Raw genomic sequence first — 20,442 nt, 5'->3', positions numbered from 1 at the left:
TCACACCGCCAGGATCGGGGTGTGGCGGCGCACCCGCAGCACGGTGTCGTTGAGCGCCTGGTCGGCGGCCTGGACCCAGCAATGGGCGGAGAACGGCGCGACCTCCACGCCGATCACCAGATCCGCGACCAGACCCTTGTCGGCCAGGAATTCGAGCAGGGCCAGGGAGTCGCGAAGGCAGACGGCCTTGAGCGGCAACAGGCTTCTGCAGGCGGTGAACCGAGCCGCCCACGCCTCGGCCTCCGGTCCAGGCCCCAGGATCGACAGGCGCGGCTTGCGCGCCGACAACCGCGCCAGGACCCGCGCGAAGGGCCAGGTTTCCAGCAGCATCCAGGCGCGCGCCAGAGCCACGGACACGCCGATCAGATCGACCATCCGCGCCCGCCCGCCCGCCCGGGCCGCTTCGCCGACGCTGCCGCGCGCCTGCGGCCAGCAGAACGGCGCCACGCCGCGCCGGGCGCCCTCGGCGTCCTTGACCAGGAGGCCGCAAGCGACCAGGGCGCTCACATCGCCAGCCGAGGTCTCGCCGGCCACGAGCGCGCGCAGACACGTCGCCGGCCCGGGGCCCAGCTGAAAATAGCGGTCCGCCACGACATCAAGGACGATCACCCGGCCTTCGGCCTCGCAGAAACTGACGCCGGGGCGCAACCCATAGGTCATCATCGGCTCCCTGGCGGCGGTTGGCGAGACGCGCAGACCGCGCCTCGCCGCAGGTTCAGTCCTCGGCGACGCCGGCCGCCGGCAGATGGCCGCTGAATTCGACCATGCCGTTGAACGGCCCGCGGGTTTCGCGGCTGGCCGCGCCCAGGTCGATCACGACGTCCTCGGCTGTGGGTTCTTTGCGTTCCATGGTGGTCTCCCTTGGCCCCCGCGCCCTCGGGCGACGGGCAGGCCCGGATGAAGAAAAAGGCCCGCGGATCGCTGGCCGCGCGGAGCCGGGGACCCCGGCCCCCGCGCGGCCGGTGATCCGGGCGCCGAGGCAGGAGCCGAAGCGCGCTCACGCGCGCCGTCGCCTCAGTCCTCGGCCAGACCCGTGATCGGCTGGCGGCCGCCGAACTCGACATGGCCCTCCAGCGGCCCCTTGGTTTCGACGCTGGCGGCGCCCAGGTCGATCGGATCCTCGTCGTTGAACCGGTCCATGATCGGTATCCCTTGCTGATCGTCACCTTGTTGGCGACCCGCCAAGCCTGCGGCCTGCGGCGGAGAACCCGAACGCAATAGCGAGCGAATTTCGCGAAAGTTCGCCGCGGATCTCGCCGGGCTCAGCGCGGCTGACGATCGCCCAGCCCGTGCAACGCCCGCACCAGGGCCGGCACCAGACGCAGCCGCCGTCGATGATAGGCGACCAGGGCTTGGCGAAGAGCGGCCGCGTCGTCGCCGGCCGCCAGCTCGGCCAGTCCCGCCGCCTCGCCGGCGGGATCGGCCATCAGGGCCAGCTCGGCGCGGCGCGCGCGGTGCAGTCGATCGCTGGCCCCCGCCACGGCCCATTCCACCTCCACATTGTCCGACTGCGCGGCGATCACCGCGAACAGCCGCTCGATGGCGAGAACCGGCTCCTGCGCATCGATCGCGACGCTGGACGGCGCCGGACCGGCCGGCGCGCTGCGCACGGCCTGGACGATCACCGAGGCGTTCCAGGCGTAGAGATCGCTCAATCCCGGCTCGGTGATCCGAGGCAGGGAGAACCCCTCGCCCTGATGGCTGACCAGGAGACGTTCGCCGGCCATCCGGTGCAGGGCGGCGCGGACGGGCGTGGCGCTGGACCCGACGCGTCGCGACAGGCCCGCGATATCGATCCTGTCGCCGGGCCAATGGTCGCCGTCGGACAGAAGGAAGGCCTTGATGGCCAGATAGACGCGCTCGCCCGTGGCTTCACGCTCGATCATCTTCGCTCCTCACCGATGATCCGGCCGGCGGCCCTCTCCAGCCTCTCCTTCGCCCTGAGGCGTTGGCCGATGTCCAACCCGGCGATCATGACCGGATCGCCGGGCCGATCCATTCCAGAGAAATCCAGGGGGTGGATCGGCAGCGCCTGGCCGAGCCCGCCTCACCCACGCCCGGATCGGCGGCGGTCCATTCAGCCGCCCCGCATCGTCGGCCTTGACGGCCGCGGCCGGCGAAAAGCCCGCCAATCCTCTTGGCGAACGACGGGCGGGCGCCTTGGTCCGAGCCACGCCGACATGGCGCGCGTCCCCTCATCATCGTCGTCGCTTGAAATTCAATAAACACAATGTATATCTATTTTGACCCGCTCGCAGGATTTCATGTCATGCAACTGGCGCTCGTTGCAGCCATAGCCGTTCACGTCCTCGCCGCCACGTTCTGGGCCGGCTCCACGTTCGCCTTGGCGCGCATGGCGGGGAAGGGAAGCCAGCAGCTCTTCTTTCCCCAACTGATCGCCGCGGCGCTCGCGATCGCCGCCGGCGCCTATCTTTGGCATGCCTTGCACGGGGGACCCTTTGGAACCGCCGAGCAGGTCTTGGCGGTCGGCGCCGGCGCCGCGCTTGTGGCTCTAGCCGTTCAAGCGACCGTGGTCGGCGGCGCGCTGCGACACGAGCCCGGACCGGAGAGCAAGCCCCCCAACCGCGCGCGTCTCATCGTCGGTCATCGCGCCGCGGCCGTTCTGCTGGCGATCGCGGCCGCGGCCATGGCCGCGGCGCGCTACGTCTGATCGTGGCGGCGACGGAAAAATCCACATTAAGGAACGCCTCATGTCGTCTTTGCCGGCCTCGGACAAACCCTATGATGTCGTGGTTCTGGGCGCCGGCTACGGGGGGCTGATGGCCGCTCTTCGGCTGAGCCGACGCCAGCTTGGGCTTCACGTCGCCCTGATCAACGCCGAGGACCAGTTCGTCGAACGGGTGCGTCTGCAGGAAGCGATGATCGCCCCGGTCAGGCCGCGGATCCCCTCCCTCGCCGCCTATCTGGCGGCCACGCCCGTCCACTTCATCCAGGCGCGCGCGCGGTCGATCGATCTGGCGCGAAACAGCATCACCATCGAGGCCGGCGGTTTGGTGCGGGAGGTGGAGTTCAGTCAGCTCATCTACGCGCTTGGGTCCCGTGTCGACGCCGACAACGCGCCAGGCGCGTCGCAGCACGCCTTTCGGCTCGACCCTGGCGAAGGTCCGCGCTCCGCCGCCGCCTTGCGGACCGCGCTCGGCCAACTGGCCGGACGTCCCGCCCGAGTCCTCGCGGTCGGCGGCGGGCCGCTTTCGATCGAGGCGGCCGGCGAGGTCAAAACCACGTGGCCGAACATGGATGTCACGCTGGTCAGCGCCACGCGGGCTGGGGACTTCATCAGCCCGAAGGTTCAGACCGTGCTCAGGCGCGACCTGACGAGACTGGGCGTCACGCTTGTCGATGACGAGCGCGTGCGCGAGATCCGCGAGAACGAGCTGGTCACGGCGAGCGGGCGTCGCCTGTCCTTCGACCTCTGCATCTGGTCGGCCGGCATGCGCGCGCCCTCGCTAGCCAGGCGGGCCGGGCTCAAGGTCGACGCCCAGGATCGAGTGGTGGTCGGAACGGACCTGAGGTCCGTCTCACATCCCAGCGTGATCGCGGTCGGCGACAGCGCTCATCCCGAGGGTTCGACCGGAGCCCCGTTCCGCCCCTCCGCCCTGACCGCCGCCGTCTCCGGCGTCTACGCCGCCGAGCAGGCCCTCGCCCGCGCCGCCGGGTCGACAATCCGGCCGTTCAGCTTCTCCACCTTCGCCCAGGCGATCGCCATCGGCCGGTACGCCGCGCTCTTTCCCCTCGACGCCAACGACAACCCGATCCTGTTCGTCCTGGGCGGCCGCGTCGCGCGCGGACTACGCGACGTTCTGGTCTGGCTGGTCCTGCATTTCATCACCTTCGAGCGGCTCATGCCGGGCGTCCAGACCTGGCCGGGGCGCAATCGCGCCACGGCCCGTCCCAGGGTCAGGACCGCCGACGGCGGCTCGACTGTTCCTTCCGACGAGCGATCCTAGCGCGTTCCCCGCGCACCCGGCGGCAGAACCCGCGGCCGCACCGCGACCTTGAGGATAGCTGGCCCTAGATCATTTGGAGATCCCATACGGTGAGCACCAATAACCTGTGGCTGTTTGTCAGCGCCTCCTTTCTCTTACTGGCGATCCCGGGCCCGTCGGTCCTCTACATCTTCGCTCGCTCGATAGAACAAGGCCGTCTTGCCGGCTTCATCTCGATCATCGGCATTCATGCGGCGACGCTCGTCCATGTCCTGGTCGCGGTTCTGGGCTTGTCGGCGATTTTGGCGTCCTCGACCTTGGCCTTCAATGTCATCAAGTACGCCGGCGCGGCCTATCTCATCTGGCTTGGCGTGAAACGGATCCTCAGTCACGCGCCGGCGGTTGAGGCGCCTCTTGATCCAAAGCCGCGCAAATACTCTCGACTTCTCGGAGATGGGTTCGTCGTAAACCTGCTCAACCCGAAAACCGCGCTGTTCTTTCTTGCTTTCCTGCCACAGTTTGTGGACTTGAACCGCCCGCATGTTCCGATGCAAATAGGCGCGTTGGGTTTGATCTATATTATCCTGGGGCTGATCACCGACAGCAGCTACGCGTTGATCGCGGGGATTGCGGCGGGATGGCTGAAGAAAAATCGTCGCTTTCTGACGGTCGAACGCCAGGTCAGCGGAGTTCTTCTGATCGGCCTTGGCTTGACCGCCGCCTTCGCCGGAGGTCACGGCCGCAATTCGTAGATCCTGACGCAAGCGGGCTAGATCAAGCCCATGTTCCGCGGGCTGCTCAACCCCGATGGTTTTGGCGGCGAAGGCCAGGCGATCCTCGCGACTGTCGACGACCCAGACCCGCGCCCCGCAGACGCGCGAACAGAGCCGCGCCCAGAGCGATGGGTCCTGCGCCGACCACCAGGACCTTTTCATCCTTTTTGACCTCTGTTCGGCGCACCGCGTGGCTCCGATCGCCAGGAACTCGATCATGGCGGCCTGGTCCAGGGTCAGGCCATCGGCGGACATCACAAATTGCTCGGGCGCGCTGACAGAGTCGGCCAGGCGCCGTCGCGTGAACGGCCGCCGTGGGGGACCTTGGGCGTCATGAACGCCTTCGCGGCACGGCCGCGGCCTGGCGGTTCAACGTGGACGGGCAGGAGGCTCCGCACCATCCCATCGGTCGCTTCCAATGCAACAGCGGCCATGCGGTGATCGAAGCCTGCGTCGCGGGATTGGGCGTCTGTCAGCTGCCCGACTGCTATATCCAACCCTTGATCGAAACGGCATGGTTGAAGTGTTGCTTGAGGACTTCCAGCCGGCGGATGAACCGATCTGGGCGGTTTATCGCTGCGTCGTCATCTGCTTCCCAAGGTCCGAGGCGTGGTGGAATGTCTCGAACGCGAACTGCCCCCCATGATGAAAGGCGCATCGCATGTCGCGCGTCATCTCGACCACCGGAAGGCGCCGCCCCCGCTATGAAGACTGACCAAGACGTCGACCCGGTAATAACCAATCCGATCAACCTGCAGCGCGGCGAGCCTCTGGCGCAGACGCTGCGAACAATCCGTGTAACCGGTGTCCTGGCAAGTCGGATCGCGATCGGGTCGGGAAACTGGGCCGCGTCCATCCCTCATCCGACCGACTGCATCATCCTCTACATCGTCACACAGGGCAGTTGTGTCGGCGGCACGCTTCAGCCGCGGCGCCTCGTGGACCTGAACCCCGGCGACGCCCTGCTGCTGCCGTTACCCGGCCGCTGCCTGATGGCCAAGGACGCGAGCATCCCGCCTGTCCCGCTCGAGGAACTGCTTCGCGACGAACTGGGCGACATCGACGGGGTCGAGGCGAAGTGGAAATCGTTGTTTGTCTCGCCCTTTCGCCACGCAGCCGCGGACGCTCAGAACGTTTCGGTGGCGTTCACGGCCCTGCGCATGTTCTTCGATCATGACTCCCCTTCAGCGCTGCTCGATGGTCTGCCGGCGGTGATCCATCTTCCGAAGTTCGCCCAACGCAACGAGACTTTTGTCGATGCGATGCTAAGCGAAATCGCGACCCATGGCGGGGAAGGTTTGTCGGGTCAGATGACCGCGACACGCCTGGCGGAGGCGCTGCTCGTCAAGGTCCTTTCCGAAGCCCTTGGCGCGGCGGGAGAAGAGCGGCCAGGTTTCTATCGCGGCCTTAAGGATCCGTACCTGTCGAAAATCATCGGCGCGGTCCAGAACGATCCGCGAAGTGACTGGACGTTGTTGAAGATGTCCAGTTCCGTCGGTCTATCGAGGTCAGCCTTGGCCGGGCGGTTCAAGACTGTGATGGGGATGGCTCCGGCCCAGTTTGTGACCGCCGTGCGAATGGCGCGGGCCGCCGATATCCTGCAGCATGGCACCGCCTCCATCGCCAGCATCGCGGACATGACAGGCTATAGCTCGGAAGCCGCGTTTAACCGCGCGTTCCGAAAGTGGAGCGGCACACCGCCAGGCGCGCTTCGCCGGCTCGCCGCGGGAACCACAAAGGGGGCGCAGCCGGATGTTTAGTCAAGAAACAAGGCCGTTCGGCTACAGACTACCCACTCAATAGCACTAGCATTCCCCTGTGCAAAGGCGGTGTTCAATCGCTCGTCGCGACGGTCGTCGTGGCAGTGATGACTATCGCGAGAGCAATAAATATCTAGATAAAACTAGATTACATAAAACTTGGGGAGGTTTTGTTGAGTAAATCATCAAAGATGAGTGCTGCGGCTATCGTGGTTCCGGTGCTGCTCGCCGGCACGATGGCGTACGCGCAGTCGACGACGACCGACACCGCCAATCAGGCCGCGAAGGCCGACCAAAATGTCATTGACGACATCATCGTGACCGCGACCCGCACGGGAGCTTCGGCGGCGCAGAAGACCCCGATCGCCATCTCGGTCTTTTCCGCCGAGCAGCTCGCGGCCTCGAAGATCGACAACGTCAAGGATCTGGTCGTCCTGACGCCGAACTTGAGCGTCGGCCAGGCCTCCTCGAGCGCCCAGATCTACATTCGAGGCATTGGCAGCAACAACGTCTTCAACGGATCCGATCCCGACGTGACGGTTCAGGCGGACGGCGTGTACATCGCCCGCGCCTTTGGCCAGTTCGCCGATTTCGTCGATATCGACCGTATCGAGGTGCTTCGAGGTCCCCAGGGCACGCTCTACGGCCGCAACGCCGTCGGCGGGACGATCAACATCATTTCGCGCAAGCCCAGCGACGATTTCCACGGCGAGGTGCAGGCCTCGGCCGGCAATTACGGCCTGGTGCAGGGCAAGGCTTATCTGAGCGGTCCTCTCATCCCAGGCCTGCTGCAGGCGAGCCTCTCCGGGAACTACGTCAAGCACGACGACTATGTGAAAAATATCGTGCCCAACGTGGACGGTCTGGGCAACGCCGACCACGGCGGTCTTCGCGGCCAGCTGCGTCTTACACCGTCGAACAAGCTGGAAGTGATTGTTCGCGGCGACTGGAACCGCGGCGTCGAACGCGGCGGCAGCTACACGCAGCTTCTGGCGACGACGCCGCTCGCGCCGTTGGCCTCCTCATTGGTGGGCGACTATCGTCACATGGCGGTCGATGACCCCCTGTCGACGGAGACCAAGATCTGGGGCGTGTCGGGAGAGGTCAACTATGATCTCAACGACATCGTAAGCCTGAAGTCGCTCACGGCCTATCGCCGCAGCTCCTATGTCGGCGACGGGGATTCGGACGGCACCGAACAACCGATCAATTTCGCCGACCAGTCGGATCTATCCAAGCAGTTTACCCAGGAATTCAACGTCAACATCAAGACCGAACGGTTCAGGGCGGTTCTTGGGGCGTACTATTTCCATGAACATCAGTCGAGCACGCTGATCAACGACACCCCGCCCAGCATCGCGACAGCCCCGACGCGGGCCAACCGGACGACGACGACGCCCGATGCGCATGCCAGGTCCCAAGCGCTGTTTGTCCAAGGCACCTACAACATCACCGGGACGCTGAGCGCGACGGCCGGGATCCGCTACACCGAAGATCGCAAAGAGCTGGACCATCATATCGACCGGGTGTCGCTCAATCCGGCCACGCCCCTGGCGCCGACCGCCGGCTTTCCTTTCATCGCGAGCGTCACCCGCGACTTCAAGGCATGGACCCCGAAGTTCGGGCTCGACTGGCAGGCGACGTCCAATGTGTTCGCCTACGGGTCGATCACGCGCGGGTACAAGAGCGGCGGCACCAATTTCGCGGCCACGAACCCCTTGGGCTTGAGCTTCGATCCGGAAACCCTGTGGAGCTACGAAGCGGGCGTCAAGACGGACTGGCTCGACCGGCGCCTGCGCGTGAACCTGACCGGCTTCACCTACGACTATCGAGACTTGCAGGTCCAGTCGCTGCTCGCGCCGGGCGTCGTCGCGATCGGCAACGCCACCAGCGCCAAGGTCAAGGGTCTTGAGCTGGAGACGGTCGCCAAGCCGTTCGCCGGGTTCACCGCGACGTTCAACTATGCGCTGCTCGATACCCGCTACAAAAGTTTCCCCGCTTCCGCGGTCCCGTCCGCGCTCATTCCCTACGTGCAGACCTCGCCGCTCTACGATCCGGTCGGCCGAACCTACAATGCGACTGGAAATCGACTGACCGCCGCGCCGAAGTCGTCGCTTTCAGCAACTGGACAGTACGAGTACCCGTTCGGCGACGGGGCGTTCGTCATCCGCGGCGAATATTACTACCAGAGCCGTTCCTACTACGATCCAACCAACGCGCTCATCATGAGTCAGAAGCCCTATGACCTGATCAATGCCTCGATTGGATTCGTTGACGACAAGGATAACTGGAGCCTGCGTCTGATCGGGAAGAACCTCGCCGACACCAACTACCTGATCACGATCGCGGGAAATCGTGTCGTGCCCGCCGGCCTGGGCGGCTCGCCGCGGACCGTCGCAGTTCAACTTACCAAGAGCTGGTGATCTTGGGGTGGGCGGCCGCCGAGCGACGCTCCGGCCGCCCACCTCCATTCCAATTCAATATATCGACGGAGGCGAGCTTGAGTATTTTGGCGCGGGACGTGAACTACACCGACATGATCGTCGAGGCCCTGGATCGTTATCCCGACCGCGAGGCTTTCGTGTTCGGGGCGCGCCGGGTGACCTATCGGCAGGCGTCTCGCCGGATCGGTCGGTTCATGCACGTGCTGGCGGCGCGCGGGATTATGCCGGGCAGCGCCATCGCCGTGCTGAGCTCCAACGTGCCTGAAGTCTGGATGGCGCAAGCGGCCATCTACCTGCTGGGCGCGCGCTTCAGCGGCCTGCACCCCCTCGGCGCCGTCGATGACTACGCCTATATCTGCGACCACGCCGCCGTCGAGACGCTGATCGTCCATCCTGACTATATGGAACGCGCGCACGCCCTGGCCGCTCGCGCACCGTCGATCCGGAACATCCTGTCGCTCGGTGCGTCCGATGGCGCGGAAGATTTGCTGGAGCTGTCCGAAGCGGCTTCGGACGTCGCGCTGCGGCGGCGGCGGCTCGCCGATGATGACGTCCACTGGATCGCCTACACCGGCGGCACCACCGGGCGCTCGAAAGGCGTCGAGATCCCCGACCGGGCGCTGGTGCAGCAGGTCCAGACCGTCATCAGTTCGCTCGGCCTCCCCGAACGCCCTCGTTTTCTGGCCGTGGCGCCCATCTCCCACGCGGGCATTCTGCCCATTCTGCCGACGCTTCTGCGGGGTGGGACCGTCATCCTGCAAAATGGCTTCAACCCCCAGCAATGGCTCAAGGTCGTGCAGGAGGAGCAGGTGAACTGGAGCTTCATCGTGCCCACGATGCTCTATGCGCTGCTGGATAGCGGCAAGGCGGGCGGATTCGATCTCACCTCGCTCGAAACCCTGATGTACGGCTCCTCGCCCATGTCGCCCACCCGCATCGCCGAAGCGCACGAGCTGCTGGGTCCGGTGCTGCTGCAGGCCTATGGTCAGACAGAGTGCGTTTCGTTCGCGACAACGCTGCGCAAAGACGAGCACGACCCGCTCGGCGATCCCGATCTTCTGCGGTCCTGCGGCCGGCCCGTCATCGGCATGCGCGTCGATATCCTCGACCAGGATAATCAGCCGGTCGGGGTCGGCGATGTCGGCGAGATCTGCGTGCGCGGAGCGGGCGTCATGCGTGGCTATCACAAGATGCCTGACGAGACGGCTGAAGCCCTGAGCGGCGACTGGCTGCATACCGGCGACTTGGCCATGCGGGATGACCGGGGCTTCCTCTACATCGTTGACCGCAAGAAGGACATGATCGTCACGGGCGGATTCAACGTCTATCCCAAGGAAATCGAGGACGTCATCGCCACTCTGCCCGAGGTCTCGATGGTCGCCGTGATCGGCGTACCGGACGACAAATGGGGCGAGGCGGTCAAGGCCGTGGTCGTGGCGCGCCCCGGCGCGCGGGTCGACGCTCAGGCGATCATCGACATCGTTCGGCAGCGTAAGGGCGCTCACCAAACTCCCAAGAGTGTCGAGGTGGTCGAGTCCCTGCCGGTCACCTCCGTTGGCAAGGTCGACAAGAAGGTCATCCGGGCCGCCTACTGGGACGGGCGAGAGCGCATGGTCAACTGAATTGACATACCCAAGAGTTCGATCCTGGAAGCTCGTGTAGGTCAAAATGAAGATATCATGGACGGTCCTGGCGGGCGCCCTGTTGCTTTCCAGCCCCGCGAACGCGGAAGCTATGGCGCCATCACCCGTGGTTATTGGCCAGTTGGTCTCGCGCACCGGAAACAATCCCGGCGGTCTGGAAAACGAGCAGGGCGCCGCCCTGGCCGCGGCCGAGATCAACGCGCATGGCGGAATTCTGAATGGCCGACGGATCGAGCTGCGTCTGGAGGACGATCAGACCAATCCTCAGGGGGCGATCGACGCCTTTGCTCGGCTTGAGCGGCAGGACGTCGCAGCGGTCGTCGGGAGTTCGTTCTCCAACGCGAGCCTGGCTGCGATTCCCTCGGTCGAAGCGGCGCGCATCCCCTATGTGTCGACGGGCGCCGCCGAGGCCCAGATCAGGCCCGTACGACCCTACGTCTTCATCACGCCGTTGACCGGCCGGCTCGTCGGCGAGCAGCTGCTCCGCTACATGAAAGCGCAACGGCTGACCCGCATCGTGGTGGTCTACGACGCCGACAGCCTCTTTGGCCGCACCGGCTGGGCGATCCAGAAAGAGAAGTTGGCGCGGTATGGAATCGAGGTGCTCGAGGCGCACGCGGTTCATGTCGACACGAAGGACTTTTCGCCGATCCTCCAAGGCGTCGCCACGGCCCGACCGCAAGCGGTCATGGCTTGGCTGACCGGTCCGCCGGCGATCGCTTTCGCACAGGCCTACGGAAAGTCGCCGCGGCGACCTCCGCTGTTGATGCCTCATGGGGTGGCTGGTCCCGCATTCGTCAACGCCGTGGGCGCCGACGCGAACGGGATCATCGTCGCCGCTCCCCTGGCCACCGTTGCGGCGGACCTGCCCAAAGGCGCGACCAAGACGATGACCGCCGGTATGGTCGCGGCGTTCATCAGGGCCCACGGTCATGCGCCGTCGCAGTTCGCGCTCGACGGCTATGTCGCCGTCAAGCTGATCGCGGCGGCGATCGAGAAGGCGGGGAGCGATGATCCGGCCGCCATCCGAAACGCGCTCGAAGGCATGGTCCTGCCCACACCGCAGGGGCAATACCGATACACCGCGAACGATCATTCGGGTCTGTCGATCGATGACGTCGCGATTGCCCAAATCATCCAAGGACAATTTCGTTTGACCCCCTGGTCAGCGGCTGAGCTGGAGCGGGCCGCTCGTAGCAAAGAGGCTAAGCCAAAGTGATGACCACAGTGCACAAGACGTTCGTGCTTGTTCATGGCGCGTGGCGTGGCGGTTGGTGTTTTAGCCGCGTCGCCCAATTGCTGCGCGCTCAGGGGCACCGCGTCTTCACCCCCACGATGACGGGGCTCGGCGAACGCGTCCATCTTGCCGATGCGATGACGGTCACCGCTCAAACCCACATCGATGATATCGCCAACCTCCTCCGCTATGAGGATCTCACCGAGGTGATCCTGGTGGGTCACTCCTATGCCGGGGTGATCGTCACCGCAGTGGCGGACGCGCAGCCCGACCGTATCCAGGCGCTCGTCTATCTCGACGCGATCATCCCCGAGTCCGGCAAATCAGTGCTGGGGATCAACGGCAACGCGGAAATCGTCAGCGCCGTGCTGCAGGGCGCGGCGGCCACAGGGGGGCGCTCGGCACCTCCGTTGCCGGCTGCGATGCTCAACACAAACCCGGCCGACATCGCGCTCGTCGAGCGGTTGGCGACACCACAGCCGTTGGCGACGTTCTGCGAACCCATCCAGCTCTCTGGGGCTCATGAAAAGATCGAGCGCAGAACCTATGTGCGCGCCACGGGATGGGGCGGCTACGACCAGCTCGGCTTCGACGCCTACAGCCGCATCGCCTTGGACGACCGCTGGGCCAAGGTCGATCTGCCGTATGGGCACGAGCTGATGCTCGATGCGCCCGAGGCGGTGGCCGACGTCCTGATCAAGGCCTGAGAGTTTCGACACATTAATTTCAAGGCGCCGGAGCAGCTATATGAGCGGGCCAATCGACTATGTGAAGGATGGTCATATCGCGACCATCCGCATGAATCGCCCAGAAGCGATGAACGCGATCAACATCAGCATGATCGAGCAGTTTGACGCGGTCCTGACCGAGGCCGCCGCGGATCACGACGTTCGCGTGCTGATCTTGACGGGCGTTGGGAAGGCGTTTTGCGTCGGCGCCGATATCAAGGAGCTCAAGGGCTGGGAGAGCGATGCTTCGCTCCGCGAGCGCTTCTACGCCCTTGCTCCGAGCATGTTTCGCAAACTCGAGGAGTTCCGAACGCCGGTCATCGCGGCGGTGAACGGGATCGCTGTCGCGGGCGGCTTCGAACTTTGCTGCTACGCTGACATCGTGATCGCCGCTGAAGACGCAAAGATGGGCGACGGCCATGCCAACTTTGTCGGTTTTGGCCCGGCGTCCGCAGCGTTGGCGCCCTATCTGATGTCGCGCAAGAAGGCGGCCGAACTCCTCTTTACCGGTGACATCTGGACCGCCGCGGACCTGGCTGACGCGGGTTTTGTAAATCGCGTCGTACCTTCGGACCAACTCGAGACCACGGTTCGAAAAATGGCGGAAAAGATTGCGTCCAAGCAGCCGATCGCGCTCGCCGCGGCGAAGGCGTTGATGCGCAGGGCAGGGTCGGTCGACAATTCCCTACTGCTGTCCCACGCGTTCGAGAGCGCGCAGCGCATCTTCACCACGCAAGACTTCGCGGAAGGCCTGAAGGCCTTTGAGGAGAAAAGGCCGCCCGTCTTCAAGGGGCGTTGAACCGGCTGATGCGGATTTGGCGGGCCCACGAAAACGTTCTCGGGCGAGGCGCAACTCACCGGCGGCAACTACGGCCTCGCCGAAGGCAAGGCCTATCTGAGCGATCCCATCGCGGGCGATGTGCTCACGGCCAGCTTGCGCCGGAGGTCACGGCCGCAATTCGTAGATCCTGACGCGAGCGGGCTAGATCAAGCCCATGCTCCGCAGACTGCTCACCTCCGCGCCACCGACGATCATATGGTCGTGGACGGTGATCTGCAGGATCTTGCCGGCGTCGATCAGGGTCGTGGTCATCTCGATGTCGGGGCGAGACGGCTGCGGATCGCCGGAGGGATGGTTGTGGGCCAGGATCATCGCCGAGGCGTTCAGCTCCAAAGCCCGACGCAGCACTTCGCGCGGATAGACCGGCGCATGATCGACCGTCCCCACGCCCAAGCGCTCGGCCCGCAGCAACTGGTTCTTGCGATCCAGGAACAGCACCCAGAACTCCTCGCGGGGCAGGCCGGCCATCAGGGTCTTCAGATAGGCCGCGACCTGAACGTTCGAGCTCAGAAGCAGACGCTTGGGCAGGACGCCGGCGGCCAGGCGCACGGCGGTTTCACGCACGATCTTCAGGTCGAGGGCCGCTTCGGGTCCGACATGGCGCTCCAACGCAATGCGATCGGCGGCCAGAACAGCGACCAGCCCGCCAAACCGCGTCATCAACGCCTTGGCCATTGCGCGCGCCTGGCGATGGCCAAGACGCGCCAGATGCAGTTCCAGCAGTTCGTCCTCGCGCAGCGCGTCGAGGCCATATCGCCGGGCCAAGGCTCGGACGCGGGCCGAGCCGTCGTCGTCGATCACATCAAATCGCATCGTACCGACAGCGTCGGCCACGGAGGACAAAGCCGTGTTCGCCGCAGAGGGGCCGGGGAGATCGGACTGGACGCCTGAAGAGGAAGGAGAAGGGGAGGTGGACATGGCGCTCTCGGCGCTGTCGGCGCCGGACCAAGCTCCGGATCGCTCGATCGCCGACCGCCTCCCTTTTCCCTTTATGAGCGCCGGCCGCGTCGGCGCAGCAAGCCCAGGTCCGAGCATCTGGGACCCGCCGTTCGAGCAGCTGGGCTGCGGCTACGCCCCACCCATTGGACACACAAACCCAGACGGTTGGATGTTTCGCCCCCCGCCTGGACGCCGGTCAACTGGAGGCGCCGGTCGCACCGCGGATCACGCCCTGCGGCGGCTCGACGCCGTGGGCGGTCCGCGCTTTCAGACCACGTCGCCGATGGCGGCGAGCCGAGCCTGAAGCGCGGCGTTCTCGGCTTCAAGTTGGGCCAGACGATCGCGAAGCGGCTGAACCGCCTCGGACACCTCGTGCTCGGTGAAGCGCGGGGTGATGTGTTGGGGGCAGTTCCAATCGAAAGCGTCCAGGCCGAGCCGGAACAAGCGCTCCGGCTTGGCCTTGTAGTCGCGATCCATAACCCGGTCCGTGAAGGTCGGATCGGTGTCGAGTTCAAGGGTCTGGACGTGAACATAGATCTTCAGTCGCGCCCTGTGGGCGTAGTCCATCAAAAACAAACACGCACGATTGTCCGCCGCGAAATTTCCGGCGCTGATGTACTGACGATTGCCCCGATAGTCGGCGAAGGCGAGCGTGCGCTCGTCGATCAGCTTGAGAAAGCCCCGCGGCCCGCCCCGGTGCTGGACATAGGGCCAGCCGGTTTCCGAAACCGAAGCCATATAGAAGCTGTCGCGGGCGGCGATGAACGCGCCCTCGTTCTCGGTGAACCGATCAAAGTCTCGCCGTGAGTTGAAGTTGTCCCATAGGTGGTCGGCGCCCATCTTGGCCTGCACGGCGCGAACGCTCGGCGTCACCGCGATATCGAGAAAGCCATGCGACATGTTCGGGCTCCGCTTTGTGATCGCCATTTAAGACGCTTTGCGATGGCGCTGTTTTGGACGCGCCTTGAACATCCCCCAATCCGCAAACCTGTCGCGGATCTCGCCGCGGCCCAGACACTTTGGAGACCGTCCCATCGCGCCTATTAATTGACCGTTCGGTTGGCCAATTATACAAGCCGCCGGTGTTTGGCAAACCGTTGATCGGTCGCCAAGCCGTGCTCGAATGACGCCGGCGGGCCCGCTGGCGGCCAATCTCAATCTCGGCGTTCACCGCCATCGATCGGACCCATGACATGACTGAATCGCGTCCTCCATTTCCGCCGTTCACGCAAGAGACGGCGATTCAGAAGGTTCGCCTCGCCGAAAACGGCTGGAACACCTGCAATCCGGAGGGTGTGGCGCTGGCCTACACGCCAGACAGCCGCTGGCGCAATCGCAGCGAATTTGTCGTGGGCCGTCCGGCCATCATCGCCTTCCTGCAGAAAAAGTGGGTTCGCGAGCTGGACTACCGACTGATCAAGGAGCTTTGGGCGTTCACGGGCAATAGGATCGCCGTGCGCTTCGCCTATGAGTGGCGCGACGACAGCGGCAACTGGTTCCGCTCCTACGGCAACGAGAACTGGCAGTTCAACGACGCGGGCCTGATGGAGCAACGCCATGCCTGCATCAACGATCTTCCCATCAAGGACGCCGATCGCAAGTTCCACTGGGATCGCAGCGGGCCAAGACCTGACGACCATCCGAGCCTGACCGATCTGGGGCTTTGATCCTCGGCCGGGGCGTGGGCCGGTCCTAGGGGTCGCGAGGCGATCCGACCCCGGGGAGGGTACGGATCGCCGGTCCCTGGCGGCGTTGGCCGCGACCAGATCCTGGCGATCCGACCGCCCACCGGCCTAGGCCGCGGCCAAAATGGTCTGGGCCGGCCACTTCTCCAGGACCGCCGACAGCACCGCCTCCTGATCGGCGGGCACAAACACCCGCGGCTGATAGTTGATGATCTCGACAAAGCAGCCGAGCTGGACGAAGGCCTGTCGCTGGGCGGCCGCCCCGACCACCTCGATCCGCCAGCGGTCCATCACCTTGGCGCGTCGCAGCCACAGGCCGCCCGCCAGGGACAGGGACGCGCCTTCGTCCAGGATCATGCGCCGGGCGACGCCGCTTTCGCCCACGGCCCGGGCGGTGTCGGTCAGGCCAAGCGCCACCTTCAGGGCCGGAACCTGGCCTGGATCCAGCACCCGGCCCAGCCAGCGCCGGCCGTCGGGGGCCTTCAGGCGGCGCACCGTCGCCTGCTTGCCCGGCAGGCTTGACCACACCGGCAGCAGCAGCCCGGTGACCAGGGCCATCTCCCGTGAAACCCACGGGTCGGCGGCGGCGACCTCGGCGGCCCAGGCCGTCCGCCAGGCGGTCTCGTCGACCGGCTCCCACGCGGACTCCTCGAACGCCTTGAGCGCGGCGACAGTGCGCTTTTCGGGCCGGATCAGGCGCACGGCCTGGATCAGGCGATCGTTGTCGTCCGTGGTGGTCAGGCCCTGAACCACCAGGGCCGCGCGGCCCGATTTGGAATTGACGGCCATCAGCAGCGCGGCCGCATCCTGACCGGCCAAGGCCTCGTCGGCCGAGATCAGCGGGCGGCGCGTTCGGACCGAAAACCGCACCAGCCGGGTTTCGGCGCGGGTGGCCACATCGGTGCGCAGGACCTCCTCGCCCAACACCTCCAGATCGTCGGCGACGATGTCCTCCATGCCCCGGTCGAGCGCGCCCGAGGCGGCCGCCCGCTCCAGGATGCCGGACAGGATGGCGTCGAAGGCGGCGAACAGACCGTTCTGGTCCTCGATCCGCAGGGCCAGCAGTCGATTGAGGAAGGTGTTCATCGGCGGCAGGTCGTCCGAGCTCTTGAGGGCGCCGTCATGGTCGAGCAACGACAGCCCGGTCCTGGCCTCGAAGTCTTCGCGGCTCATGGCCTCCACCTGGCCGGAAAACAGGGCGACGTAGAAGGCCTGCAGCGCGCGATGCGCCCAGGGGCTTTCCAGGTTGTCCTCGGGCCGAAACAGGCCATTGCCGGCCGAGCGCCGCTCGCCCCGGGTCAGGGCGCCCAGGCTGTCCAGGCGTCGGGCGATGGTCGACAAGAAGCGCTTCTCGCCGTGGATGTCGGTCGTCACCGGCCGGAACATCGGGGCGCTGGCCTGGTTGGTGCGGTGCGACCGGCCCAGGCCCTGGATGGCCGCGTCGGCCCGCCAGCCCGGTTCGACCAGGTAATGGACCCGGCGCTGCTGGTTGGCGGCGGCCAGATCGGCGTGATAGCTGCGCCCGGTCCCACCGGCGTCGGAGAAGACCAGCACGCGCTTCTTGCCCGCCATGAAGGCGTCGGTCTCGACCGTGGCCGCCGAGCCGCTGCGGCGCTCCACGACCTTGCGGCCGCCGCGAGAAACGACCCGCCGAGCGCGCCCGGTGATCTCGGCGACCAGGTCCGGACTCAAGGCCTCCAGCACCGCGTCCAGCACCCCCGGCACGGCCGGCAGACAGGCCAAATGCGCGACGGTGTCCTCGCGCAGGCGCAAGGCCGCCTGGCTCAGGACGGGCGCGCCGTCCTCCAGCAACGGGACCAGGGTGATCTCGCCGGCCTCGTCCTCGACCTCGGTCATGGCCTGCACCGGGAAGGCCGACATCAGATAGTCCAGCACCTGCTCCTTGGGCGTCAGGTCGATGGAGAGGTTGTTCCACTCCTCGACCGGGAGCTGGGCCAGCTTGCGCTCCATCACCGCGGCGTTGGTGGAGACGACCTGGACGACGGCGCAGCGATCATGGGTGAGATCCTCGCGGATCGCGGCGATCAGGCTGGGGGTCTTCAGCCCGGCCAGGAGGTGGCCGAAAAACCGAAGCTTGGCGCCTTCGAAGGCCGACATCACCGCCGAGGCGGCCTGGCCGCTCTTGACCTTGCCGTCCTCGTTGATCACGCCGGTGGCCTTCAGGGCCTCGCGCAGATTGCGATGGATCAGCTGGTAGGCGTCGGCCCAGCTGTTCCAGATCTCGATGTCCTGCGCCGTCAGCGGATGACCCAGCGCCTCGTACTCGACGCCGTCGAACGACAGCGAGCGGGCGATATAGAGCCCCAACGCCTTCAGCTCCCGGGCGATCAGCTCCATGACCGCCACGCCGCCGGATTCGATGGCGTCCAGGAAGGTTTCGCGATTGACGAACGGCGCCTCGACCCCGCCCCACAGACCCAGGCGCGAGGCGTAGGCCAGGTTCTCCGGCGTCGTCGCGCCCGTCGCCGAGACATAGAGGACGCGGGCCTTTGGCAAGCGGTTCTGCAGGGCCAGACCCGCCATGCCCTGCTGCGAGGCCTTCTTGGGGCTGCGCGCGCCCTTGCCGCCGCCGGCGGCGTTGGCCATGGCGTGGGCCTCGTCGAAGACGATCACCCCCTCGAAGTCCTCGCCGAGCCAGGCGACGACCTGATCCAGGCGCGAGGGCCGCGTTCCCCGCGCCGGCTGACGCAAGGTGGCGTAGGTCGAATAGAGGACGCCCCGGTCCAGGCGGATGGCGTCGGCCTGCTTCCAGGACCCTTGGGCGACAATGTCGCTGGCCGTCCCGCCGATGGCCGACCAGTCGCGGCGCGCGTCTTCCAACAGGGCGTCGTTCTTGGACAGCCACACCGCCTGGACCCGGCCCTGGGCCATGTTGTCGGCGATGATCCCGGCGATCTGCCGGCCCTTGCCGCAGCCGGTGCCGTCACCCAGGAAGAAGCCGCGCCGGAAATGCACCGCCTCGGGCGTGTCGGCGCCGACCGACAAGGCGATGTGAGGCGCTTGGGAGATCGTCCAGGCGCCGGGCAGCATCACCGCATGGGCCTCGCCGGCATAGATCACCGTCTCCAGTTGGGCGTCCGACAACCGGTTCTCGGCCAGGAGCCGCGAGGGCAGGATCGGCCGGTAGGTCGGGGCCGGCGGCGCCACCGAGGCCATGGGCCGCGACTCCACCAGGGCCGACGGGTGGGGGGCGGCGCGATCGATGGCGATCCGTCCCAGGCGATAAGCCTGGTAGAGGCCCACGTCCTGGCCCTCGCCCGTCCAGTCGATGACCCGATAGTCGAGCGGCTCGGTCGCGTTGATCAGGGAGAGGCGTCCGGCGGGTGTCGCCAAGGACCGGGCCCGCGGCGCCAGCACCGAGACCTGGGCCACGCTGACAAAGCGCCGGGGCTTGGCGCTGGCCCGCGCGGTCACCGCGGCGGCGGCCTTGGCCGCATCGGCGAGGGTTTCGGCGGCGACGACGGCGCCGCAAGCGGCCGCCACGCCGCGATCGATCACCAGCAGTCCGGTCTCGACCGAGGTTCCGTGGCCGGCATAGGCGCGAGCCGGGAAGGCGATGCGCGCGACCACGGCGCCGTGGCGCGACAGGCGCTTCAACGCCGCCTCGTCCTCGAACAGGCGCGCCGGGACGATCGCCGACAAGCGCCCGCCCTCGGCCAGCACCTCGAGCGCCGCCTCCAGATGCGCCGCCAGCGCCTGGAAGGGCGGATTGAGCACCACGGCGTCGAACGATCCGGAGGCTTCCAGAAGATCCTTCAGATGAACCGCGTCGTGACGGGTGCGCGCAGCCCCAGCGAAAAGCCCGTCGAGCAAGCCGGCGCGGCCGGCCGCCAGCTCGTTGAGCGTCAATTGCGCCCCGCAGACCTCGGCCAGCACCGCCAGCAACCCTGTCCCGGCCGAGGGTTCGAGCACCGTGTCGCCAGGCCGCACCTGGCCGGCCAGCACCGCCAGGGCGCCCAGCGCGGGCGGCGTGGAAAACTGGTCCAGCGCCACCTGTTCCTCCGAGCGCCGGCTCTGGGTCGGGGTCAGGGCCGAGAGGCTGGCCAGGAGGGCGCAGATTTCGGCCGGCGCGTCTTCCAGGCGCGCGACCTGCGGCGCCAGGCGCCGGATCTGCAGCACCAGCGCCGCCTCGACCGCGTCATAGGCGTCACGCCAGGACCAGGCGCCGTCGACGTCGGCGCCGCCGAAGGTGGTGGTCATCACGCCGGAGATCAGCTTGCGGTCCAGCGGACGGGAGCGATTGAGCTGGGCCGAGAGGGCTCGGGCGGCGGCCAGCAGATTGGCGCTGGTGTCGGCGGAAGCGGCGGGCGAGGCGGCGAAGAGCGGAAGAAGCGCGTCCATGGCGGGGCTCTGGCTCACCCGCCGCGAAGGGCTCATCCCTCCAGACCCGACGGGCTCGCCCGTCCCCCGCCTTCACCTGACCT

17 protein-coding genes are annotated in these 20,442 nt (G+C 66.4%); 10 read left to right on the top strand and 7 right to left on the bottom strand.

The window, feature by feature from the left end; translation table 11 throughout:
- The 4 genes from G3M62_RS25330 to G3M62_RS25315 all read right to left on the bottom strand — a co-directional run bounded on the left by G3M62_RS25330 (position 1) and on the right by G3M62_RS25315 (position 1,886).
- Complete coding sequence (locus G3M62_RS25330; protein ID WP_165191583.1) at positions 1–660, bottom strand: lasso peptide biosynthesis B2 protein; 660 nt, start codon at positions 658–660, stop codon at positions 1–3.
- A 55-nt stretch (positions 661–715) separates the two neighbouring features.
- Positions 716–850 carry a benenodin family lasso peptide gene (locus G3M62_RS25325; RefSeq protein ID WP_165191582.1) on the bottom strand — a complete coding sequence of 45 codons (135 nt, stop codon included), beginning with the start codon at positions 848–850 and terminating at the stop codon, positions 716–718.
- Positions 851–1,014: 164 nt separating this feature from the next.
- Positions 1,015–1,140, bottom strand: coding sequence for a benenodin family lasso peptide (locus G3M62_RS25320; RefSeq protein ID WP_165191581.1), 126 nt, complete (start codon positions 1,138–1,140; stop codon positions 1,015–1,017).
- Between the two features lie 122 nt (positions 1,141–1,262).
- Positions 1,263–1,886, bottom strand: coding sequence for a GntR family transcriptional regulator (locus G3M62_RS25315; RefSeq protein WP_165191580.1), 624 nt, complete (start codon positions 1,884–1,886; stop codon positions 1,263–1,265).
- A 383-nt stretch (positions 1,887–2,269) separates the two neighbouring features.
- On the opposite strand from G3M62_RS25315, the gene G3M62_RS25310 reads away from it, so the two are divergent.
- The 9 genes from G3M62_RS25310 (at position 2,270) to G3M62_RS25270 (ending at position 13,331) form a co-directional block, all read left to right on the top strand.
- A complete protein-coding gene (locus G3M62_RS25310) occupies positions 2,270–2,671 on the top strand; it encodes a hypothetical protein (RefSeq protein ID WP_165191579.1) in 402 nt (133 codons plus the stop codon).
- Between the two features lie 40 nt (positions 2,672–2,711).
- Positions 2,712–3,968, top strand: a complete 1,257-nt coding sequence (locus tag G3M62_RS25305; RefSeq protein WP_165191578.1) for an NAD(P)/FAD-dependent oxidoreductase — start codon at positions 2,712–2,714, stop codon at positions 3,966–3,968.
- Positions 3,969–4,057: 89 nt separating this feature from the next.
- Complete coding sequence (locus G3M62_RS25300) at positions 4,058–4,699, top strand: LysE family translocator (protein ID WP_246263658.1); 642 nt, start codon at positions 4,058–4,060, stop codon at positions 4,697–4,699.
- 725 nt (positions 4,700–5,424) lie between these two features.
- The gene (locus G3M62_RS25295) at positions 5,425–6,480 is read left to right on the top strand and encodes an AraC family transcriptional regulator (protein WP_165191577.1); all 1,056 of its coding nucleotides are present in this window, start codon (positions 5,425–5,427) and stop codon (positions 6,478–6,480) included.
- Between the two features lie 173 nt (positions 6,481–6,653).
- Positions 6,654–8,903 (top strand): TonB-dependent receptor, encoded by a 2,250-nt coding sequence (locus tag G3M62_RS25290; RefSeq protein WP_165191576.1) that lies wholly within the window; start codon positions 6,654–6,656, stop codon positions 8,901–8,903.
- 98 nt (positions 8,904–9,001) lie between these two features.
- Complete coding sequence (locus G3M62_RS25285; protein WP_246263657.1) at positions 9,002–10,546, top strand: AMP-binding protein; 1,545 nt, start codon at positions 9,002–9,004, stop codon at positions 10,544–10,546.
- Between the two features lie 46 nt (positions 10,547–10,592).
- Positions 10,593–11,786 (top strand): ABC transporter substrate-binding protein, encoded by a 1,194-nt coding sequence (locus G3M62_RS25280; protein ID WP_165191574.1) that lies wholly within the window; start codon positions 10,593–10,595, stop codon positions 11,784–11,786.
- Complete coding sequence (locus G3M62_RS25275) at positions 11,786–12,511, top strand: alpha/beta fold hydrolase (protein WP_165191573.1); 726 nt, start codon at positions 11,786–11,788, stop codon at positions 12,509–12,511. The genes G3M62_RS25280 and G3M62_RS25275 overlap by 1 nt, the downstream gene beginning before the upstream one ends.
- 40 nt (positions 12,512–12,551) lie before the next feature.
- A complete protein-coding gene (locus G3M62_RS25270) occupies positions 12,552–13,331 on the top strand; it encodes an enoyl-CoA hydratase/isomerase family protein (RefSeq protein WP_165191572.1) in 780 nt (259 codons plus the stop codon).
- Between the two features lie 183 nt (positions 13,332–13,514).
- On the opposite strand, the gene radC is transcribed toward G3M62_RS25270, so the two are convergent.
- Together radC and G3M62_RS25260 are read right to left on the bottom strand one after the other, a co-directional pair.
- Positions 13,515–14,174 (bottom strand): RadC family protein, encoded by a 660-nt coding sequence (radC, locus tag G3M62_RS25265; protein ID WP_246263656.1) that lies wholly within the window; start codon positions 14,172–14,174, stop codon positions 13,515–13,517.
- Between the two features lie 405 nt (positions 14,175–14,579).
- Positions 14,580–15,212: a pyridoxamine 5'-phosphate oxidase family protein gene (locus G3M62_RS25260; protein ID WP_165191571.1), complete on the bottom strand. Its 633-nt coding sequence runs from the start codon at positions 15,210–15,212 to the stop codon at positions 14,580–14,582.
- Between the two features lie 293 nt (positions 15,213–15,505).
- Between G3M62_RS25260 and G3M62_RS25255 the strand changes: the two genes are divergently transcribed.
- On the top strand, positions 15,506–15,979 hold the full coding sequence (locus G3M62_RS25255; RefSeq protein ID WP_165191570.1) for a nuclear transport factor 2 family protein: 474 nt from the start codon (positions 15,506–15,508) through the stop codon (positions 15,977–15,979).
- 126 nt (positions 15,980–16,105) lie between these two features.
- Here the strand turns inward: G3M62_RS25255 and G3M62_RS25250 are convergent, their stop codons facing one another.
- Positions 16,106–20,359 (bottom strand): strawberry notch family protein, encoded by a 4,254-nt coding sequence (locus G3M62_RS25250; RefSeq protein ID WP_165191569.1) that lies wholly within the window; start codon positions 20,357–20,359, stop codon positions 16,106–16,108.
- Positions 20,360–20,442: the final 83 nt, after the last annotated feature.

Source organism: Caulobacter soli, from assembly GCF_011045195.1.
GTDB lineage: Bacteria > Pseudomonadota > Alphaproteobacteria > Caulobacterales > Caulobacteraceae > Caulobacter > Caulobacter soli.
Note: the sequence above shows the minus strand (reverse complement) of the source record. Positions and strands in the feature narration are given on the sequence as shown.

Excerpts from the sequence above, each read along its gene's own strand:
- G3M62_RS25325 (WP_165191582.1), bottom strand. The coding sequence starts at position 850 with ATGGAACGCAAAGAACCCACAGCCGAGGACGTCGTGATCGACCTGGGC.
- G3M62_RS25250 (WP_165191569.1), bottom strand. The coding sequence starts at position 20,359 with ATGGACGCGCTTCTTCCGCTCTTCGCCGCCTCGCCCGCCGCTTCCGCC.
- G3M62_RS25270 (WP_165191572.1), top strand. The coding sequence starts at position 12,552 with ATGAGCGGGCCAATCGACTATGTGAAGGATGGTCATATCGCGACCATC.
- G3M62_RS25295 (WP_165191577.1), top strand. The coding sequence starts at position 5,425 with ATGAAGACTGACCAAGACGTCGACCCGGTAATAACCAATCCGATCAAC.
- G3M62_RS25315 (WP_165191580.1), bottom strand. The coding sequence starts at position 1,886 with ATGATCGAGCGTGAAGCCACGGGCGAGCGCGTCTATCTGGCCATCAAG.
- G3M62_RS25310 (WP_165191579.1), top strand. The coding sequence starts at position 2,270 with ATGCAACTGGCGCTCGTTGCAGCCATAGCCGTTCACGTCCTCGCCGCC.
- G3M62_RS25260 (WP_165191571.1), bottom strand. The coding sequence starts at position 15,212 with ATGTCGCATGGCTTTCTCGATATCGCGGTGACGCCGAGCGTTCGCGCC.
- G3M62_RS25280 (WP_165191574.1), top strand. The coding sequence starts at position 10,593 with ATGAAGATATCATGGACGGTCCTGGCGGGCGCCCTGTTGCTTTCCAGC.
- G3M62_RS25255 (WP_165191570.1), top strand. The coding sequence starts at position 15,506 with ATGACTGAATCGCGTCCTCCATTTCCGCCGTTCACGCAAGAGACGGCG.
- G3M62_RS25330 (WP_165191583.1), bottom strand. The coding sequence starts at position 660 with ATGACCTATGGGTTGCGCCCCGGCGTCAGTTTCTGCGAGGCCGAAGGC.
- G3M62_RS25320 (WP_165191581.1), bottom strand. The coding sequence starts at position 1,140 with ATGGACCGGTTCAACGACGAGGATCCGATCGACCTGGGCGCCGCCAGC.
- G3M62_RS25305 (WP_165191578.1), top strand. The coding sequence starts at position 2,712 with ATGTCGTCTTTGCCGGCCTCGGACAAACCCTATGATGTCGTGGTTCTG.
- G3M62_RS25275 (WP_165191573.1), top strand. The coding sequence starts at position 11,786 with ATGACCACAGTGCACAAGACGTTCGTGCTTGTTCATGGCGCGTGGCGT.